General features: G+C 71.2%; 19 protein-coding genes. 12 read left to right on the plus strand and 7 right to left on the minus strand.

Annotated features, from left to right (window positions below):
- Positions 1 to 26: 26 nt before the first annotated feature.
- The 6 genes from ACUY4T_RS02735 to lnt all read left to right on the plus strand — a co-directional run bounded on the left by ACUY4T_RS02735 (position 27) and on the right by lnt (position 7,274).
- Positions 27 to 1,046 (plus strand): helix-turn-helix transcriptional regulator, encoded by a 1,020-nt coding sequence (locus ACUY4T_RS02735; protein ID WP_446017348.1) that lies wholly within the window; start codon positions 27 to 29, stop codon positions 1,044 to 1,046.
- Positions 1,047 to 1,075: 29 nt separating this feature from the next.
- On the plus strand, positions 1,076 to 2,062 hold the full coding sequence (locus ACUY4T_RS02740) for a helix-turn-helix transcriptional regulator (protein WP_446017349.1): 987 nt from the start codon (positions 1,076 to 1,078) through the stop codon (positions 2,060 to 2,062).
- Positions 2,063 to 2,126: 64 nt separating this feature from the next.
- Positions 2,127 to 2,423 (plus strand): twin-arginine translocase TatA/TatE family subunit, encoded by a 297-nt coding sequence (gene tatA, locus ACUY4T_RS02745; RefSeq protein WP_446017350.1) that lies wholly within the window; start codon positions 2,127 to 2,129, stop codon positions 2,421 to 2,423.
- Between the two features lie 49 nt (positions 2,424 to 2,472).
- Positions 2,473 to 3,222, plus strand: a complete 750-nt coding sequence (tatC, locus tag ACUY4T_RS02750; protein WP_446017415.1) for a twin-arginine translocase subunit TatC — start codon at positions 2,473 to 2,475, stop codon at positions 3,220 to 3,222.
- 12 nt (positions 3,223 to 3,234) lie between these two features.
- The gene (locus ACUY4T_RS02755) at positions 3,235 to 5,661 is read left to right on the plus strand and encodes a DEAD/DEAH box helicase (protein WP_446017351.1); all 2,427 of its coding nucleotides are present in this window, start codon (positions 3,235 to 3,237) and stop codon (positions 5,659 to 5,661) included.
- Positions 5,658 to 7,274: an apolipoprotein N-acyltransferase gene (gene lnt / locus ACUY4T_RS02760; protein WP_446017352.1), complete on the plus strand. Its 1,617-nt coding sequence runs from the start codon at positions 5,658 to 5,660 to the stop codon at positions 7,272 to 7,274. The genes ACUY4T_RS02755 and lnt overlap by 4 nt, the downstream gene beginning before the upstream one ends.
- Here lnt and ACUY4T_RS02765 read toward each other — a convergent pair.
- From ACUY4T_RS02765 to ACUY4T_RS02780, 4 genes are all read right to left on the minus strand, one after another.
- A complete protein-coding gene (locus ACUY4T_RS02765) occupies positions 7,271 to 7,636 on the minus strand; it encodes an RNA polymerase-binding protein RbpA (protein WP_446017353.1) in 366 nt (121 codons plus the stop codon). The two genes, lnt and ACUY4T_RS02765, sit on opposite strands and share 4 nt — an antisense overlap.
- A gap of 85 nt (positions 7,637 to 7,721) precedes the next feature.
- A complete protein-coding gene (locus ACUY4T_RS02770) occupies positions 7,722 to 8,477 on the minus strand; it encodes a glycerophosphodiester phosphodiesterase family protein (RefSeq protein ID WP_446017354.1) in 756 nt (251 codons plus the stop codon).
- 7 nt (positions 8,478 to 8,484) lie between these two features.
- Positions 8,485 to 9,414, minus strand: coding sequence for an SPFH domain-containing protein (locus ACUY4T_RS02775; RefSeq protein ID WP_446017355.1), 930 nt, complete (start codon positions 9,412 to 9,414; stop codon positions 8,485 to 8,487).
- Positions 9,411 to 9,884 (minus strand): NfeD family protein, encoded by a 474-nt coding sequence (locus tag ACUY4T_RS02780; RefSeq protein WP_446017356.1) that lies wholly within the window; start codon positions 9,882 to 9,884, stop codon positions 9,411 to 9,413. The genes ACUY4T_RS02775 and ACUY4T_RS02780 overlap by 4 nt, the downstream gene beginning before the upstream one ends.
- A 127-nt stretch (positions 9,885 to 10,011) precedes the next feature.
- Between ACUY4T_RS02780 and ACUY4T_RS02785 the strand changes: the two genes are divergently transcribed.
- Positions 10,012 to 10,779 carry an SDR family oxidoreductase gene (locus ACUY4T_RS02785; protein WP_446017357.1) on the plus strand — a complete coding sequence of 256 codons (768 nt, stop codon included), beginning with the start codon at positions 10,012 to 10,014 and terminating at the stop codon, positions 10,777 to 10,779.
- 95 nt (positions 10,780 to 10,874) lie between these two features.
- On the opposite strand, the gene ACUY4T_RS02790 is transcribed toward ACUY4T_RS02785, so the two are convergent.
- From ACUY4T_RS02790 to ACUY4T_RS02800, 3 genes are all read right to left on the minus strand, one after another.
- On the minus strand, positions 10,875 to 11,483 hold the full coding sequence (locus ACUY4T_RS02790; RefSeq protein WP_446017358.1) for an HdeD family acid-resistance protein: 609 nt from the start codon (positions 11,481 to 11,483) through the stop codon (positions 10,875 to 10,877).
- 124 nt (positions 11,484 to 11,607) lie between these two features.
- A complete protein-coding gene (locus ACUY4T_RS02795) occupies positions 11,608 to 12,687 on the minus strand; it encodes a 1-acyl-sn-glycerol-3-phosphate acyltransferase (RefSeq protein ID WP_446017359.1) in 1,080 nt (359 codons plus the stop codon).
- Complete coding sequence (locus ACUY4T_RS02800) at positions 12,687 to 13,523, minus strand: patatin-like phospholipase family protein (protein WP_446017360.1); 837 nt, start codon at positions 13,521 to 13,523, stop codon at positions 12,687 to 12,689. The genes ACUY4T_RS02795 and ACUY4T_RS02800 overlap by 1 nt, the downstream gene beginning before the upstream one ends.
- Before the next feature lie 92 nt (positions 13,524 to 13,615).
- Here ACUY4T_RS02800 and ACUY4T_RS02805 point away from each other — a divergent pair, with 92 nt between their 5' ends.
- From ACUY4T_RS02805 to ACUY4T_RS02825, 5 genes are all read left to right on the plus strand, one after another.
- Positions 13,616 to 15,250, plus strand: a complete 1,635-nt coding sequence (locus tag ACUY4T_RS02805; RefSeq protein WP_446017361.1) for a RecQ family ATP-dependent DNA helicase — start codon at positions 13,616 to 13,618, stop codon at positions 15,248 to 15,250.
- An 89-nt stretch (positions 15,251 to 15,339) separates the two neighbouring features.
- Positions 15,340 to 15,783: a helix-turn-helix transcriptional regulator gene (locus ACUY4T_RS02810; protein WP_446017362.1), complete on the plus strand. Its 444-nt coding sequence runs from the start codon at positions 15,340 to 15,342 to the stop codon at positions 15,781 to 15,783.
- Between the two features lie 10 nt (positions 15,784 to 15,793).
- Complete coding sequence (locus tag ACUY4T_RS02815; protein ID WP_446017363.1) at positions 15,794 to 16,204, plus strand: VOC family protein; 411 nt, start codon at positions 15,794 to 15,796, stop codon at positions 16,202 to 16,204.
- Between the two features lie 2 nt (positions 16,205 to 16,206).
- The gene (locus tag ACUY4T_RS02820; protein WP_446017364.1) at positions 16,207 to 18,603 is read left to right on the plus strand and encodes an ATP-binding cassette domain-containing protein; all 2,397 of its coding nucleotides are present in this window, start codon (positions 16,207 to 16,209) and stop codon (positions 18,601 to 18,603) included.
- Between the two features lie 45 nt (positions 18,604 to 18,648).
- A complete protein-coding gene (locus tag ACUY4T_RS02825) occupies positions 18,649 to 19,086 on the plus strand; it encodes an iron chaperone (RefSeq protein ID WP_446017365.1) in 438 nt (145 codons plus the stop codon).
- Positions 19,087 to 19,196 lie beyond the last annotated feature (110 nt).

A 19,196-nucleotide genomic window follows, 5' to 3' on the forward strand; every position in this document is an offset into this window, starting at 1 on the left:
GCGGCCGCTTCAGTATGATCGCTGACGTGGCGTCGTCCAAGCGCTCGGGGGAGCCGAGGATCCCGGTCGAGGACCGGCTGTTCAGCCTCGTCCTCGCGCTGCTCGCGACCGAGACCGGACTGCTGAAGTCCGAGATCCTCTCGACGGTGCGCGGGTACGCGGAACGCTACGACGACCGGGGCGGCAACGCGAACCTCGAGCGGCAGTTCGAGCGCGACAAGGACGAGATCCGCGACCTCGGCATCCCGCTCGAGACCATCGAGTCGCCCGACCGGCCGGGCGACAACCAGGCGCTCCGCTACCGGATCCCGAAGGGCGACTACGACCTCCCCGTCGACGTGCGCTTCACGCCCGACGAGCTCGCGCTGCTCGGGCTCGCCGCGGAGGTGTGGCGCGAGGCGTCGCTGTCGTCCGATTCGCAGCGCGCGCTCACCAAGCTGCGCTCCCTCGGCATCGAGCCGCGCGAGCCCGTCATCGGGTACGCGCCGCGCCTGCGCGTGCGCGACGCCGCCTTCGAACCGCTCCGACAGGCGCTCGACAAGCGTCAGCGCGTGCGCTTCCGATACCTCAAGCCGGGGGAGCAGGCCCCGCGGCTGCGGACCGTCGAGCCGTACGCGGTCGTCCTGCACGAGGGCCGGTGGCACCTGCACGGGCGTGACGTCGACGCCGCGGGCACGCGGACCTTCCTGCTCTCGAGGATCGTCGGCGACGTGCAGACCCTGCCGGGCAAGCCGTTCGACGCGCCGCCGGCCGACGTCCAGGACCGCGTCCTGGCCGACCTCCGGGCGCTCCGGCAGGCGAACGCCGCGGACCTCGCCGTGGCGGCGGGCTCCGACGCCGAGGTTCGCCTCGGCAAGCGCGCCGTCCAGTCCGACGAGGACGCCGGCGTCATCCGGTTGCACTTCACCGATGCCGCGGTCTTCGCCGACGAACTGGCGTCGTACGGCCCCGAGGTCCGCGTCCTCGCCCCGGATTCGCTGCGCGACGCCGTCCGCGACCGGCTCGCGGCGGTCGCCGCCGCGCATCGGGCGGGAGGCGCGGAATGACCGGGTCGCCGCCACGCCGATCGGGTGGGATGCGGGCGCCGGACCGGCTCGTGTTCCTCCTCGCCCTCGTCCCCTACCTCCTCGAGCAGCGCGTCGTCGACGTCGCCGAGGCGGCGGCGCACTTCGGCGTCGGCGAGGCCGAGATCCGCGACGCCGTCCGGCTCATCGCGACGTCCGGCCTGCCGGGCGCGACGGGCACCTACCAGCCGAACGACCTGTTCGACATCGACTGGGACTCGTTCGAGGACGACGACGTCATCGTCATCGTGCACCACGTGGCGATCGACGACGCGCCCCGGCTCTCGGCTCGCGAGGCGGCCGCGCTCATCGCCGGCCTCCAGTACCTGTCGGCGTCGCCCGAGAACGCGGGCAGCGCCTCGCTCGCCGCGCTCACCGAGAAGCTCAGGGCCGGCGCGTCGGCCGCGCCGAGCCGGCTCGCGGTGGCGGAGGAGGTCGCCGACGCCTCCCTGGCCGTGGTCCGGCGCGCCGTGGCATCCGGTCGCCAGCTCGAGTTCGACTACCTCAACGCCCGCGGCGAACGTCGCCGGCGGAGGGTGGACCCGTTGCGCATCGCCTCCCTCGGCGCCGACTGGTACCTGCAGGCGTTCGACCATCTCCGCGACGACGTGCGCAACTTCCGGATCGACCGGATGAGCGCGCTCGAGGTGGCCGAGGACCGCGTCGCGGACCACTCCGGGCGAGCCATCCCCGAGACGCTGTTCCAGGCCTCGGACACCGACCTCGAGGTCGTGGTCGACGTCGCGCCGGCGACGCTGCCGCTGCTGGCCGACTACCTCGCCGACTCGACGACCACGGAGGTCGACGGGCGCCTGCGCGTCACGCTGCGGCTCGCGCACGTGCATGGGCTGAAGCGGCTCGTCGCCGGCCTGCCGGGCTTGGTCACGGTGGTCGGCCCTCCCGAGGCGCGCGCCGTCGTCGCGGAATGGGCCCTCGCCGGACTCGCCGCGTATCCGGACGAATCGTCCGGCACGGCGCCGGACGGCGACGCCGCGTGAGGGCGAGGCCCGCGACGAACGGGTAGACTGGACGCACCATCCCGTCAGAATTGGACGAGCTTCTATGTTTGGAAACGCCTTCACCGGTTGGCACGCGCTGATCATCCTTCTGGTGATCCTGCTGCTGTTCGGTGCGCCGAAGCTTCCCGCGCTCGCGCGGAGCCTGGGCCAGTCGATGAAGATCCTGAAGAACGAGGTCCGGTCGGATTCCGACGAGCGCAGCGACGCCTCGAACGACTCGACGTCGGCCGAGGCGCCCGCAGCCGGTGCGCCGTCGTCCTCCGCAACGGCGCCCACGCCTCCGGCCGCGACGGGATCCACCGACCCGGCGAAGCGCACGGACGCCGGCCCGAACGGGTAGCCGCGTGTCGGCCGTGAAGGATCGCGGCACCGCGAACCGCGAGAAGCGGATGTCGCTCGGCGCGCACCTGGTCGAGCTCCGCAAGCGCCTGTTCATCTCGGGCATCGCGATCCTCGTCGGCGCCGTCGCCGGCTGGTTCCTGTCCGACTTCGTCTGGGACGCCCTGCGCGAGCCCGTGCGACAGATCGCCGAGGCCCAGGCGCGCGATGCGGAGATCACCTATCCCACGATCACGGGCGCGTTCGACCTGCGCCTCCAGATCGCCTTCACGCTGGGCATCGTGATCTCCAGCCCGGTCTGGCTCTACCAGGTCTTCGCGTTCCTCGTCCCGGGGCTGACGAAGAAGGAGAAGCGGTTCACCTTCGGGTTCTTCTTCTCGGCGGTGCCGCTGTTCTTCGCCGGGTGCGCCGCCGGCTGGTTCGTGCTGCCGCACATCGTCGAGCTGATGACCGGGTTCGTGCCCAGCGAGGATGTCAGCTTCCTCGACGCGAAGATCTACTTCGACTTCGTCCTGAAGCTCGTGCTGGCGATCGGCATCGCCTTCGTCGTGCCCGTGTTCATCGTGCTGCTGAACTTCGCCGGGGTCATCAGCGCCGCGTCGATCATCAAGAGCTGGCGGATCGCGATCCTCGTGATCGTCCTGTTCACCGCCATCGCCACCCCGTCGGCCGACGTGGTCTCCATGTTCCTGCTCGCCGTGCCGATGATCGCCCTGTACTTCGGGGCCTGGGGCATCGCCTGGGTGCACGACCGGAGGGCGGCCAAGCGCAATGAACTGGAGTTCGGCTCGCCTGTCTAGGCTGGAGTGGTGATGAGCCTCTCGCCGGCGGAACGCTACGCCCTCTCCCGGCAGCAGCGGCGGCAGCCGCGCCTGCAGGAGTTCGCGGCCGACCTCTCCTTCGATCTCGACCCGTTCCAGCGAGCGGCCTGCGCCGCGCTCGACGAGGGCCGGAGCGTGCTCGTCGCCGCGCCGACCGGTGCGGGCAAGACCGTGGTCGCGGAGTACGCCGTGCACCTGGCGATGCACTCCGGCGCCGAGAAGGTCTTCTACACGACGCCGATCAAGGCGCTCTCGAACCAGAAGTACCAGGAGTTCGCCGCGACGTGGGGCCACGACGAGGTCGGGCTGCTCACCGGCGACACGAACATCAACTCCGGCGCGCGCATCGTGGTCATGACCACCGAGGTCCTGCGGAACATGCTCTACGCCGACTCCCCGTTGCTCGACCGGCTCGCCTTCGTCGTCATGGACGAGGTGCACTACCTCGCCGACCGGTTCCGGGGCGCGGTGTGGGAGGAGGTCATCATCCACCTCCCCGAGGAGGTGCGCCTCGTGTCGCTCAGCGCGACCGTCTCGAACGCCGAGGAGTTCGGCGACTGGCTCCAGGCGGTGCGCGGCGACACCGACGTCATCGTCTCCGAGGAGCGGCCGGTGCCGCTCGAGCAGCACGTGCTGGTCGGTGGCAAGCTGGTCGACCTGTTCGACTCGTCCGGCCAGGCGGCGACCCACCGCGTCAACCCCGAACTCCAGCGGCTCGCCAGGGCCGGAGGGCGCTCGATCCGGGGGCGTTCCGAGCGCGGACGCCGCGGCAGCGACCGGGGCCGGTTCCATCAGGGCCACGGCAGCGGGCGGATCGACCGGCCCGACGTCGTCGCGCTGCTCCACTCGAAGCACCTGCTGCCGGCGATCGTGTTCATCTTCTCGCGGGCCGGCTGCGACCAGGCGGTCCGCCAGGTGCTCCGCAGCGGCATCCGCCTCACCGATGCCGAGGAACGCGATGAGATCAGGCGAATCGTCGAGGACCGGGCGCGGATGCTGCGCGACGACGATCTCGCCGTCCTCGGGTACTGGGAATGGCTCGAGGGCCTCCAGCGCGGGGTCGCCGCCCACCACGCGGGCATGCTCCCGACCTTCAAGGAGATCGTCGAGGACCTCTTCCAGCGCAAGCTCCTGAAGGTGGTCTTCGCGACCGAGACGTTGGCGCTCGGCGTGAACATGCCGGCCCGATCGGTCGTCCTCGAGAAGCTCGAGAAGTTCAACGGCGAGGCGCGCGTGCCGATCACGCCGGGGGAGTACACGCAGCTCACCGGGCGCGCCGGACGACGGGGCATCGACGTCGAGGGGCACTCGGTGATCCAGTGGGTCGACGGGCTCGACCCCGAGGCCGTCGCCTCGCTCGCCTCACGACGGAGCTACCCGCTGAACTCCAGCTTCACCCCGACGTACAACATGGCGGTCAACCTCGTCGACCAGTTCGGACGGGAGCGCACCCGGCAGGTGCTCGAGCTGTCGTTCGCCCAGTTCCAGGCCGATCGCGCCGTCGTCGACCTCGCGCGGACGCTGCGCAAGCAGGAGGATTCGATGGCCGGGTACGAGAAGGCGATGCAGTGCCATCTCGGCGACTTCGCCGAGTACGCAACGCTGCGACGCGGCATCTCCGACCTCGAACGACGGCAGTCGAAGGGCAACGCGACGCACGCCCAGCGCGAGCGGATGCAACGCGAACTGGCCGCGCAACGCAAGCGCCTGCGCGCGCACCCGTGCCACGGTTGCGCCGAGCGCGAGCAGCACGCCCGCTGGGCCGAGCGCTGGTGGCGGCTGAAGCGCGACCACGACGACCTCGGTCGGCAGATCCGTGCGCGGACCGGTCAGGTCGCGAAGCGCTTCGACCGCGTCGCCGAGGTGCTCGAGGAGCTCGGCTACCTCGAGTCCGACGGCGACGGCGGGCTCGTGCCGACGGCGGCCGGTCGCACGCTCAAGCGCATCTACGGCGACCGGGACCTGCTCGTCGCCGAGTCGCTGCGCCGCGGGCTGTGGGACGGACTCGACGTGGCCGGCATCGCGGCCATGGCCGCGGCACTCGTGTACGAACCTCGGCGCGACGAGCGCGGCATCCAGTTCCGGCTGCCCAAGGGTCCCTTCCGGACGGCGTTCGACCGGACCACGGATGCGTGGAGCGAGCTCGACGACGTCGAGCGCGACCACCGCCTGCCCGGCAGCGAGGTTCCCTCGCCGGCCCTCGCCGCGGCCATGCACGCGTGGGCGCGCGGCGCCGCGCTCGGCAGCGTCCTGTCGGACACCGAGCTCGCGGCCGGCGACTTCGTGCGGCTCGCCAAGCAGGTCGTCGACCTGCTCGACCAGGTGTCGATCGTGGCCGACGCCGAGCTGGGCGCGACCGCGCGTGCGGCGATCGACGCGGTGCGCCGCGGGGTCGTCGCGTACGGAGCCGCGGCATGAGCAGTGCTGCGGCCGACACGGAGACGGCGCCGGCTCCGGACGCCGTCGCGTCCCGGCCGATGATGCCGTTGTGGGCGGCCCTGATCGTGTCGGCGCTCGGCGGGGTCGTCTACGACCTCGGGTTCCCGGGCGCGAGCGTCTGGCCGCTCGCATTCGCCGGCATCGCGATGGCGCTCGTGACCCTGATCGGACGGTCCTCGTGGGCGGCGTTCCACATCGGACTCGTCTTCGGGCTGGGGTTCTACCTCACCCACGTGTCGTGGACGTCGCTGTACCTCGGTCCCGTGCCCTGGCTCGCGCTGTCGATCCTCGAATCCCTCTTCGTGGCCGCGGGCGCCGTCCTCATCGCGCTGGCGTACCGCTGGATGCCCGCGGCCACGACGTCGCGCTGGGCCCGCATCGTGCTGCTGCCGCTCCTGGTCGGCGGGCTCTGGATCGCCCGCGAGACGGCCACCGGCACGCTCCCGTACGGCGGCTTCCCCTGGGGGCGCGCGGCGCTCAGCCAGTCCGAGAGCCCGTTCGCGCAGGTGGTCTCCTGGGGCGGTTCGACCGGGCTCGGCTTCATCATGGTCGTCATCGTCGCGGGCGCCGTCGAATGGGTCCGCCTGCGCGGCTGGCGCGAACCCGTGACCGCGGTCCCGGTCGCCGCGCTGCTCGTGGTCGCCGTGGCCGTGCCTGCGTGGCCGACCGCGAAGTCGGGTGAGCTGCGCGTCGCGAGTGTGCAGGGCAACGGGCCGGCCGGGTACTTCGACGCCCGCGAGCCGGGCGACCTCCTCCAGGCGCAGCTCGATGCCACGGCACCGATCCTCGACGAGGAGGGGGTCGACGTGCTCCTCTGGCCGGAGGGCGGTTCCGACGTGGACCCCACCCGCAGCGATGCGGGTGCGCGGGTCTTCGACGACCTGAGCGAGCAGCTCGATGCGCCCGTCGTCCTCAACACCGTCACGGTCGACGACGAGGAGCGCTTCTACAACACCTCGCTGCTCTGGAAGGCCGGGGAGGGCGCGGTCGACCGCTTCGCGAAGCGGAACCCCGTGCCGTTCGGCGAGTACATCCCCGACCGCTGGTTCTACGACGCGCTGGCGCCCGAGCTGACGGGACTCATCCAGCGGGGCTACTCACCGGGGACCGAGCCCCCGGTGTTCGACCTCGACGGAACGGTCGCCGGTCTCGCGATCTGCTTCGACGTCATCTACGACGGCCTGATCTGGGAGGGCGCACGGGACGGTGCAGAGCTCTACCTGCTGCAGACCAACAACGCCGACTTCCGAGGCACCGACGAGAACCAGCAGCAGCTGGCCATCGCGCGCCTGCGTGCCATCGAGACCGGCCGGAGCGTCGTGAACATCTCGACGGTGGGGACGAGCCAGGTGATCGCGCCGGACGGCCGGACCATCGACTCGCTTCCCGCCTACGAGGCCGGGGCGATGGTCACCGACGTCGAACTGCGGACCGGGCTGACTCCCTCGGTCGTCCTCGGCGGATTCGTCCCGACGCTGATCAGCTGGGGAGCCTTCGCCGGCCTCATCCTGGCAGGCGTGCGCGCGGGCAAGCGGAACGCCCCGCTCCGGAGAGGATCCAGGCGGGGCGTCGGCGAAGCTGCGGCGGGCTAGGCGCCGATCTTCTGCTGCCCGCGACGGGCGCGAAGGTAGGCGAGGCGCTCCTGCAGGAGCTCCTCGAGCTCGGCGCGGGTGCGGCGCTCGAGCAGCATGTCCCAGTGCGTCCGGGCGACCTTCTCGCCCGAGCGGTCGATCTCGACCGGCTTGGAGTCGACCAGGAGCACCGCGGAGTTGCCGCAGTGCCGGCATTCCCACGTCTCAGGGGTCTCGGCCTCGGTCGAGAACGTCATGACCGTGTCGTGTCCGCACGCCTGGCACTGGTACGTGTACTCCGCGCGGTCGGCGAAGATCACGCCGTCCTCGCTCTGCAGGCTCTGGGCGCCGATACGCATGCCCCGAAGGCTCCGGTCCGCCATGGCGTACTCCTCTCGATCGTCACTCAGGTATAGACGACCAAGCTGGGCATCCTCTTTCCGGAGGCTGGATTTTGCCGGGGAACGCTCAGGTTGCGGATGTGACGCGCAGCGCGAGGTCGGCGCGATCGGTGACGATCCCGTCGACGCCGAGCGCCAGGAGCCGCCGCATCTCGGCCTCCTCGTTGACGGTCCACACGTGGATCTCGATCCCGGCGAGGTGGGCGGTCTCGAGGAGCGCAGGGGAGAGCAGCCGCACCCGTCCGACGCGCTCGGGGATCTGCAGCGCGTGGGCTCCGGCGGCCGCGCGCCGGAGCACCTGCGGGCTGCGGGTGACGGATGCGGCTCGGGCGCGCAGCACCGACGCCCGGCCCGCCGAGGTCGCGACCCCCGGCACCATCGCGGCCAGTCGCTTCCGTCGAGCATCGGAGAAGGCCGTGAGCAGGACGCGGTCGGTCGCGCCGGCGCGCCGGACCGCCTCCACCGTCGCGACGACCGCGGCATCCGTCTTGACGTCGATGTTCAGTCGCACGCCGGGGAATGCGTGGAGCAACTCGCCCAACGTCGCGAAGCCCGTGCGCCCGCCGAGGTCGACGTCGCGGAGCAGGGCCATCGGCAGGTCGGCCACCCGCTCGGATCGGCCGGCGGCGACGCGTTCGAGCGTGGGATCGTGCGTGAGCACCGCGACGCCGTCGGCGCTCACGTGCACGTCGGTCTCGAGGTACCCGGCTCCGATCCGCACCGCGTGCTCGAAGGCGGGCATCGTGTTCTCCGGCGCCTCGATCGCGAGACCGCGGTGGGCGAGCACGCGCGGCGTCGGCGGCGCGAACCAGCGCGAGGTCACGCCGGACTCAGGCGCCCGGATTCGCGCGCGAGCCGCCGGTGGGCGAATCGCCGGACTTCGGCGTGAACGCGCTGCCGATGCCCTTGAGCGCCTCGGTGAGTTCGCTCGGGACGATCCAGAGCTTGTTGGACGCCCCCTCGGCCAGCTGCGGCAGCATCTGCAGGTACTGGTAGCCGAGCAGCTTCGGATCGGGATCGCCCTTGTGGATCGCGTCGAACACCGTCAGGATCGCCTCCGCCTCGCCCTGGGCACGGAGCACCGCGGCCTTCGCGTCGCCCTCCGCGCGGAGGATCTCGGCCTGTCGCGATCCCTCGGCCTCGAGGATGGCGGACTGCTTGGTGCCCTCGGCCGTGAGGATGGCGGCTCGCCGATCGCGCTCCGCCCGCATCTGCTTCTCCATCGAGTCCTGGATGGACAGGGGCGGGTCGATCGCCTTCAGCTCGACCCGGGAGACGCGGATGCCCCACTTGCCCGTGGCCTCGTCCAGCACGATCCGGAGCTGGCCGTTGATGTTGTCGCGGCTGGTCAGCGCCTCCTCGAGGTTGAGTCCGCCGACCACGTTGCGCAGCGTCGTCGTGGTCAGCTGCTCGACCGCGCCGAGGTAGTTGTTGATCTCGTACGTCGCCGCCCTCGCGTCGGTCACCTGGAAGTACACGACGGTGTCGATGGACACGACGAGGTTGTCCTCGGTGATCACCGGCTGCGGCGGGAACGACACGACCTGCTCGCGCATGTCGACGAGCGGCAGCAGGCGGTCGATGAAGGGCACGAGGATGTTCAGGCCGGGGGAGAGGGTCTTGTGGTACCGACCGAGTCGTTCGACCACGCCGGAGTATGCCTGCGGCACGATCCGGATGGATCTGGCGATCACCACGATCGCGAAGATCGCGATCGCGACGACGACGATCAGGGTGATGAAGGGTCCGATGTCGCTCACGCCTGTGCGCTCCTTCCGGTGGGCACGACGACCGCCGTCGCGCCGTCGATCCCGGTGACGAGGACGCGCTCGCCTGCGGGCACGTCCGCCTGGTCGGTGATGGGCGACAGCCTCGCCGTCCACACGTCGCCGTTGCTCAGCTTGACCTGGCCCCCGGTCGCGGTCACCGGCCGCATGACCTGCCCCTCGGCGCCGATCAGCGCATCGACGTTGCTGCGGGCCGGATCGGCGCCCCGCCTCAGCATCCGCAGCAGCGACGGCCGGAGGGTCAGCAGCAGCGCGACCGCGACGACGGCCGCGACGATGAACTGCGCCCACCACGGGATGCCGGTCAGTCCGGAGAGCAGTCCCGCGACGCTGCCGAGGGCCAGCATCAGGAAGGTCATCTCGAGGGTGAACACCTCGATGGTCGCGAACACCAGGATCAGGACGAGCCAGGCGATCCATGCGTATTGCGTCAGCACATCCACGTCCGTCTCCTTCGCGACCCCCGCTTCGAACCTATCAGCGCGCTCGGCGCATGTGGGGGAGTTGGTAGTCTCGGGGTCGGCGCGTCCCCCGCGGCGCGTCGCCATCCGACGCATCGAGGAGCCCATCGTGACCAACCCGCTCGCCCCCGGATCGCTCGCCGGCCGCGTCGCCGTCGTGACGGGCTCGTCCCGCGGCATCGGCGCCGACACCGCGCGTTACCTCGCCGAGGCCGGCGCAGCGGTCGTGATCAACTACCGCAGCAAGGCCCCCCGCGCGGAGAAGATCGTCGGCGAGATCACCTCGGCCGGCGGTCGTGCGATCGCGGTGGGCGCCGACCTCACGGATGCCGCGTCCGTCCGCGCCCTCTTCGAGCGCGCCGTCGCGGAGTTCGGCCCCGTCGACCTGCTGGTCCTGAACGCCTCGGGCGGAATGGAGACCGGCATGGGCGACGACTACGCGATGCGCCTGAACCGCGACGCGCAGGTGAACGTGGTCGACAACGCGCTCCCGCACCTCGCCGCGGGCGCGCGCATCGTGTTCGTCACGAGCCACCAGGCCCACTTCATCCGGACGACCCCCACGATGCCCGAGTACGAGCCCGTCGCGCTCTCCAAGCGCGCCGGCGAGGACGCGCTGCGTTCCAAGCTGCCCGAGTTCGCCGAGCAGGGCGTCGAGTTCGTCGTCGTCTCGGGCGACATGATCGAGGGCACGATCACGGCCACCCTGCTGGAGCGCGCGAACCCGGGAGCGATCGCCGCGCGCAAGGAGGACGCCGGCAAGCTCTACAACGTGTCCGAGTTCGCGGCCGAGGTGGCGGCCGCCGCGGTCGATCCGATCCCGGCGGACCACACCCGCTACGTCGGCGACGTCTCAGGCTTTCAGCCCGCGCAGTAGTCCGGGCCGAGAGGCGGGGCCGGTCGAATCCGAGACGACCGGCCCCGCAGTCCGCCGAGCGAGCCCCCCGACTCAGGCGGACGATCGATGTCCGCTCAGGCGGACAGCTGCAGCCCCCGGCCGAACGTGAACGCCCGGACGATCTGCACGATGCCGAGGATGATGAGCGCGATCCCCGTGACCCAGAACAGGACCGCGGCGCCCCAGAACGGCGAGAAGAGCAGGACGATGCCGGCGATCAGGCTGAGGATGCCGAAGAAGATCGCCCAGCCCTTCGATGCGGAGCTGCCGGCCTGGGCGAGTGCCACGGCCCCCTCCACGATCCAGAGGATGCCGACCAGCACGCCGAGGAAGATGCCGAGCACGACCGCGCTCTCCGAGGGGTTCGACAGCATCAGCACCCCGCCGATCACGAACAGGACGCCGAGGATGATGTCCAACGCCCTCGCTCCGCCGGAGATGCCGCGGGAGAAGAGCCCGAGGCCGACGTAGGCGAGACCCGCGATCAGGAAGTAGATCCCGAGCATCACGGTCAGGACGACCGCCGACTTCGCCGGCCAGAACGTGATGAAGATGCCGGCGATGAGCGCCAGCACCCCGGTGATGCCGAGCGTGACACGGATCGTGTTGACCGTCGATCTCGTGAGGTCGGCGGTGTCGAATGCGAAGGCGCTGAACGCGCTGCTCTGCTGCGGGGACGACATTGCGGCGGCTCCTTCCGGCGCGACCAGTGTGTCGCGCTCGGGGTCAGGCTACGCCCGCACCGCCCCCGAACGGTCCAAGGAACCCCGCGATTCGCGGCGTGTCGCGGGTTCGCCCGGGCGCGCTTCAGCCCGCCTCGGCCCGACGCCCGATCCTCGAGACCGGTGGGGCACCGGACGTCGCCGGCGGCCGGTGCTCCTCGATCCAGCCGTCGATCTCCTCCCACTCGCGGAGGAGCCACTCGTTGCGCTCCTCGCGGTCGTGCGGGATGTCGGCACGAGCGACGCTCCAGAACCTCATCGTGATCGTCTTGTCGGTCGGCAGTTCGCGCCAGACGTCGACGATGGTGCGGATGCGGTCGAGGCCGGTGTGGGCCACGAAGTACACGTCGGCCTCGGGTGCCGCATCGACGGCCGCGAAGAACCCGCCGGGGCGCGGTGCCATCACGTTCTGCAGGCGCGCGGCCCGATCGGCGGCCGCGTCGAGTCCCGCGGCGCGGAGCCGCTCGATGGCGCGCGTCCGGCGCTGCTCGGTGAAGTTGCCGCCCTCGGGGAAGATCAGCAGCGCGTCGCGGGGCCCCATGTCGCTCGCCAGTTCGCGGATGCGCTCCTGGAGCAGGTGCTCTGCGGGACGCCGCTCGTCGGGCCCCGGCGCGGGAGCGAGGAACCGGTTCGGCAGGCGGTTGAGCACCACGTCGATCGCCGGGTCCCACTGCAGCGTGTCCTTCATGACGATCCGCGGGGAGCGCTCGAACCAGTCGAACAGCGCGTGGACGAGGATGAAGGAGTCGCCCGGTCCGGCATGCCGGCTCGCGATCACCCGCGGCCCGTCGTCGTCGTGGAACCCCGAAGGGACCCGCACGTCGATGTCGAGGCGAAGCACCCAGCGGCCGTTCCAGAACAGGAACTCCAGCATCCGCGCGACGAACCGGTAGTGCGCGCGGCGGAAGCCGGGGGAGTGGATCCGCCACCCGAATCCCGACGCCACCCACAGCACGAAGAGGGCGATGAGCGCCGCGGCGTCCCAGAGCAGGTAGAGATTGCCCATCCAGAGCAGCCTGGGCGTGCGCAGGCGCGGCTCGATGAAGATCGACACGGCGGTCGCCCCGACCAGCCAGAGCGGCAGCAGCGCCGTCACGACGACGGCGGCGACCACGACGGCCGGGGCGAGGACCAGGCGGCGGACCCAGGTCGGCGGAACTCGCATCAGGAACGCGGCCCCTCGTCGGCCGTCGCCGTGACCTCGGCGTCGAGATAGTCGGATGCCGCTCGGTGCGCGCTCTCGATGCGCCGGAGCACGGCGCTCGGGGAGAGGTTGCGCACGAGGCGGTTGTCGCGCTCGCTCGTGGTTCCGGTGGGCAACAGGTGCAGACGGGTTCCGTCGGGCAGCGCCGCCGTGTCGCGCGCGAACCGGTGCCGCCGCGAGATCTCGAACGCCACGCGCGCGTTCTCGAACTGGTTGCGCGGCGCGGTCAGCGGGTGCTCGATGCGCCCCACCTGCATCACGTAGAGGTCCGTCGCGCCGGCCGCCACGGCCTCGCTGACCGGGATGGAGTTCACGATGCCGCCGTCGACGAAGTGCTCGTTCCCGATCTGCACGGCGGGGAACACCCCGGGCAGCGCTGCGGAAGCCAGCACGGCCGGGATCAGCGGGCCGGCGGAGAACCAGTGCTCGGCAGCGCGTTCGATGCTCGCGGCGCAGCACCGGAACTCGACCTGGAGCTGCTCGAAGGTGCGCACGCGCGGGAGCGACCCCTCCAGCAGTCGCACGAGCGGCCCGGGCGACATCATGTGCGCGCGGCCCGGCCGAACGCCCAGCCCCGCCGTGAGCACGCGCGCGTCGCTGGACGTCCATGCCCGGTCGAGCCGCTCGATGCTGCGCTCGACGTCGGCCGCCACGATCGCGCCGTTGATCGCCCCGATCGAGGTGCCGACCACGAGGTCCGGGCGGATGCCGCGTTCGAGCACCGCGCGCAGCATCCCGACCTGGACGGCCCCCAGCACGCCGCCCCCGCCGAGGACGAACGCCACCTTCGCGGACATGCCTGCATTCTCCCATCGTGCGAGCGCGCAAGCCCCCCTTCCGTCCATTCCGCGTACGCCAGACTGGGGACTTCGTGCAGAAGGGGAGTCGCGTGACACGGACGACGGACGGGATGCGGCGGATCGCGAGGGAGCGGTTCGGATGGGAGCGGCTGAAGCCGGGGCAGGAGCGGGCCATCCACGCCGTGGTCGAGGGACGCGACGCGGTCGTCGTGATGCCGACCGGATACGGCAAGTCGGCGGTCTACCAGATCGCCGCGCACCTGCTCGACGGTCCGACCCTGGTGGTGTCGCCGCTCATCGCCCTCCAGGCCGACCAGGTGCGCCACCTCGAGCGGGCATCGGGTGAGGGGACCGCGGTCGCCATCAACTCGACGCACAGCGAACGCGCCAACGCCAGATCCTGGGAGTCGGTCGCCGCGGGGGACGCCGAGTTCCTGTTCCTCGCGCCGGAGCAGCTGTCCAAGCCGGAGGTGATCGACGAGCTCGCCGCCCTCGGCGTGTCGCTCGTCGTCGTCGACGAGGCGCACTGCGTCTCGTCCTGGGGCCACGACTTCCGGCCCGACTACCTCCGGCTCGGCGCGGCGGTCGAGGCCCTCGGCCGACCGAGGGTCGTGGCGCTCACGGCCACCGGGTCCGCGCCGGTCCGCGAGGAGATCATCGAGCGGCTGGGCATGCGCGAGCCGATGGTCCTCGTCGGCGGGTTCGACCGCCCGAACATCCACCTCTCGGTCGAGCGCCACGAGGACGCGACCGCCAAGGAACGCGCCGTCGTCGAGACGGCCGTCGCCGCGGAGAAGCCCGGTCTGGTCTACGTCGCGACGCGGGCCGACACGGAGCGCTTCGCCGAGCGCTTCCGGGAGGAGGGGATGCGCGCCGCCGCCTACCACGGCGGGCTCGGCGCGCGGATCCGACGGGAGGTGCACGAGGCGTTCCTCGCCGACGAGTACGACGTCGTGGTCGCGACGAGCGCCTTCGGGATGGGCGTGGACAAGCCGAACGTGCGCTTCATCGTGCACGGCGACATCACCGAGTCGATCGACGCCTACTACCAGGAGGTCGGGCGCAGCGGCCGCGACGGGGCGCCGTCGCGGGCGACGCTGCACTATCGCGCCGAGGACCTCGGGCTGCGCACCTTCTTCGCGTCCGGATCCCCGCGCGAGGACCGGGTGCGTTCGGTGGCGCGTGCCCTCGCGGCGGCGGACGGACCGCGGACCGCCCGAGATCTCGCCCGCGACCTCGACCTGCCCCCGCGCGCGGTCACCGCGATCCTCAACCTCCTCGTCGAGGCCGACGTCGCGACCTCGACGGACGACGGGATCGTCGCCGCGGCATCGTTCGACCCTGCCGACGCGGTCGCCCTCGTCGAGGAGGTCGTCGAACGGCGCCGCCGGGTGGACGAGTCGCGTATCGCGATGATCCGCGCCTATGCGGAGACGTCGCGCTGCCGTCGCGCGTTCCTGCTTGAGTACTTCGGTTCGGAGCACGCCGGGTCATGCGGCGCCTGCGACACCTGCGACCGCGGAGCGGCCGAGGACGACGAGGAGGAGGACGCGGCGGCGTCGGGGGAGTACCGCCCCGACCAGCCCGTACGGCACCGCGATTGGGGCGACGGGAGGGTCATGAGCGTCGAGTCCGATCGGCTCACGGTCTTCTTCGAGGACGAGGGCTACCGGGTGCTCGCCCTCGAGGCGATCCGAGGCGGCGACCTGCTCACGACGCGCTGACCCGACCGGCCTCGGCCGCCGCAGGGTGCACGCCCGGGGTCTCCAGCGGATGGTGGACACGGAGGGCCCGGAGTGGGAGCATCGCCGACGTGAGCACCGACCCGACCGGGGAGCAGCGCCTTCGCGAGCTCGCGCTGCTTCGTCGCGTGCGCGACCGTATGGATCGCGACTACGCCGAGCCGCTCGACGTCGCAGCGCTCGCCCGGTCGGTGGGCATGTCGGCAGGGCACCTCAGCCGCGAGTTCCGGCGCGCCTACGGGGAGCCGCCGTACTCGTACCTGATGACGCGGCGCATCGAGCGGGCCATGGCCCTCCTGCAGCAGGGGCGACTCTCGGTGACCGACGTCTGCTTCACCGTCGGGTGCAGTTCGCTCGGCACGTTCACGACGCGCTTCACGGAACTGGTCGGCGTCTCGCCCGGCCGCTACCGCCGGGAGGCCCTGCACCCGCTCGACGGCGTCCCATCGGTGCTCGCGAAGCGCGTGACCCGACCGATCAGGAATCGAGAAGCGGCGCGCGCGCCGCGCCAGTAGCGTGACCGCCATGGACCTCATGATTCAGTACACGTTCCTCCCGCACACCGACCCGGACGCGTCGCTGGCGTTCTACCGCGACGCGTTGGGCTTCGAAGTGCGCAACGACGTCGGCTACGACGGGATGCGCTGGGTGACGATCGGGCCGGCGGGGCAGCCCGGCACCTCGGTCGTCCTCACGCCGCCGGCCGCCGACCCCGGCATCACGGAGGACGAGCGGCGGACGATCGCCGAGATGATGGCGAAGGGCACGTACGCCGCCATCGTGCTCTCGACGAGCGCGGTCGACGCCGTGTTCGAGCGGATCCAGGCGACCGGGGCCGAGGTCGCCCAGGAGCCGATCGACCAGCCCTTCGGCGTGCGCGACTGCGCCTTCCGCGATCCCGCGGGGAACATGGTCAGGATCCAGGAGCCGCGCTGACGATGGCGGAGCGCATCGACGAGACGTCGGCCGCGGCGGCGGGGGAGCAGGCGCCCCACCCCGCGGACCGACACGATCTCATCCGCGTCGTCGGCGCACGCGAGAACAACCTCCGGGGGATCGACCTCGAGATCCCGAAGCGTCGGCTGACGGTGTTCACCGGCGTGTCCGGCTCGGGCAAGAGCTCGCTCGTCTTCAGCACCATCGCGGCGGAGTCGCAGCGGATGATCAACGAGACGTACAGCGCCTTCGTCCAGGGCTTCATGCCGTCGCTCGCGCGCCCGGAGGTCGACCTGCTCGAGGGACTGACCACCGCGATCATCGTCGATCAGGAGCGGATGGGCGCCAACGCGCGCTCGACGGTCGGCACGGCCACCGACGCCAACGCCATGCTCCGGATCCTCTTCAGCCGGCTCGGACGCCCGCACGTCGGCTCACCGCAGGCGTTCTCCTTCAACATCCCGTCGGTCAGCGGCAGCGGGTCCGTCACGGTCCAGCGGGGCGCGGACCCCGAGACGGCGGAGCGGACGTTCACCCAGCTCGGCGGGATGTGCCCGACCTGCGAGGGCATGGGCACCGTGTCCGACCTCGATCCGGCCGAGCTGCTCGACGAGACGAAGTCGCTCGCCGAGGGTGCGATCACGGTGCCGGGCTACACGGCCGACGGATGGAGCACCCGGATCATCGGCGCCGTGGTCCCGGCCGAGGTGCCCGTCCGCGACTTCACGGACGAGCAACGGCACGAACTCCTGTACGGCGAGCCTCGGAAGGTCCGCGTGAACGGGGTGAACCTGACCTACGAGGGGCTGGTGCCGAAGATCCGGAAGTCGATGCTCTCCAAGGACGTGGACGCCATGCAACCGCACATCAGGGCGTTCGTCGAACGCGCGGTCGCGTTCGCGCGGTGCCCGGAGTGCGACGGCACCCGGCTGAACGCCCCGGCGAGGTCGTCGAGGATCACGGGCGTCAACATCGCCGACGCCTGCGCGATGCAGATCACCGACCTCGCCGAGTGGGTCCGCGGTCTCGACGAGCCGTCCGTCGCGCCGCTCCTGAGCGGACTCCGGCACCTCCTGGACTCGTTCGTGGAGCTCGGTCTCGGCTACCTCTCGCTCGACCGTTCGTCGGGCACGCTCTCGGGCGGCGAATCGCAGCGCACGCGGATGATCCGCCACCTGGGCTCCTCGCTCACGGATGTCACCTACGTCTTCGACGAGCCGACGATCGGGTTGCACCCCCACGACATCCAGCGCATGAACGCGCTGCTCCTCCGGCTGCGCGACAAGGGCAACACCGTGCTCGTCGTCGAGCACAAGCCCGAGGCGATCGCGATCGCCGACCACGTCGTCGACCTCGGCCCGGGAGCGGGGTCCGCGGGCGGAACCGTCTGCTTCGAGGGAACGGTGGACGGCCTGCGGGGGAGCGGCACGCTGACCGGCCGCCATCTCGACGACCGCGCGACGGTGAAGGCGACGTCCCGCACCGCGAGCGGGGTGCTCGAAGTCCGGAACGCGCGGGCGAACAACCTCCGGGACGTCAACGTGGACATCCCGCTCGGCGTGCTCACCGTGGTCACGGGCGTGGCCGGGTCCGGCAAGAGCTCGCTCATCCACGGATCCGTCGCCGGGCGCGAGGGCGTCGTGTCGATCGACCAGGGCGCCATCCGCGGGTCCCGCCGCAGCAATCCGGCCACCTACACCGGCCTGCTCGAGCCGATCCGCAAGGCGTTCGCGAAGGCCAACGGCGTGAAGCCGGCGCTCTTCAGCGCCAACTCGGAGGGCGCGTGCCCGAACTGCAACGGCGCGGGCGTCGTGTACACCGACCTCGGGCCGATGGCGACGGTGGCGACCACCTGCGAGGTCTGCGAAGGGCGGCGGTTCGATGCGTCGGTGCTGGGGTACCGGCTCGGCAGCCGCGACATCAGCGAGGTCCTGGCGATGCCGGTGGCCGAGGCCGAGGAGTTCTTCGCCGCGGGGGAGGCGCGCGTCCCCGCGGCGCACGCGATCCTCGAGCGCCTCACCGACGTCGGGCTCGGGTACCTCGCCCTGGGCCAGCCGCTGACGACGCTGTCCGGCGGCGAGCGCCAGCGGCTCAAGCTGGCGACGCACCTGGGGGAGCAGGGCGGCATCGTCATCCTCGACGAACCCACCACCGGCCTGCACCTCGCCGACGTCCGGCAGCTGCTCGGCCTGCTGGACCGACTCGTCGACGCCGGCCGCACGCTGATCGTGATCGAGCATCACCAGGCCGTCATGGCGCACGCCGACTGGATCATCGACCTCGGACCCGGCGCGGGGCACGACGGCGGCACGGTCGTGTTCGAGGGGACGCCTTCCGCGCTCGTCGCCGCGCGCTCGACGCTGACGGGCCGGCATCTCGCCGACTACGTCGATTCGTGATCATCATTCTCAGCAAGACCTCAGGAAACGCACAGGGAGCAGGAGATGGCAGGGACGGACAAGCGCACGCGCGACGCCGACGTGGACGGGTTCACCGACGAGGAGCGGGCGGCGATGAAGGAGCGGGCCCGGGAGGTCCGCAGCAGGAAGAAGGACGGAACGGCCGACCTGCTCGAGAAGATCGCCGAGATGGATGCCGCCGATCGGGCGATCGCCGAGCGTCTCCACGAGCTGATCACGGACGCCGCGCCGGAGCTCGTGGCGAAGACCTGGTACGGGATGCCCGCGTACGCCAAGGACGGCAAGGTGCTGTGCTTCTTCCAGGCGGCGTCGAAGTTCTCGTCGCGGTATGCGACCTTCGGATTCAATGACGTGGCGGCGCTCGACGACGGCGAGATGTGGCCGACGTCGTTCGCGGTGACCGAGCTCACCCCGGAGGTCGAGGCGACGATCGTGGAGCTCGTGAAGCGCGCCATGGCGTGATCGGCACGCGACATTCGAGGGCGTCGTGACGGCGGGATCGACCGTTCGCCACCGCAGACGCCCGCAGACCGATAATGCACATTATGTCCGAACACCTGAAGAGATGAACG

The organism is Agromyces arachidis, assembly GCF_052805135.1.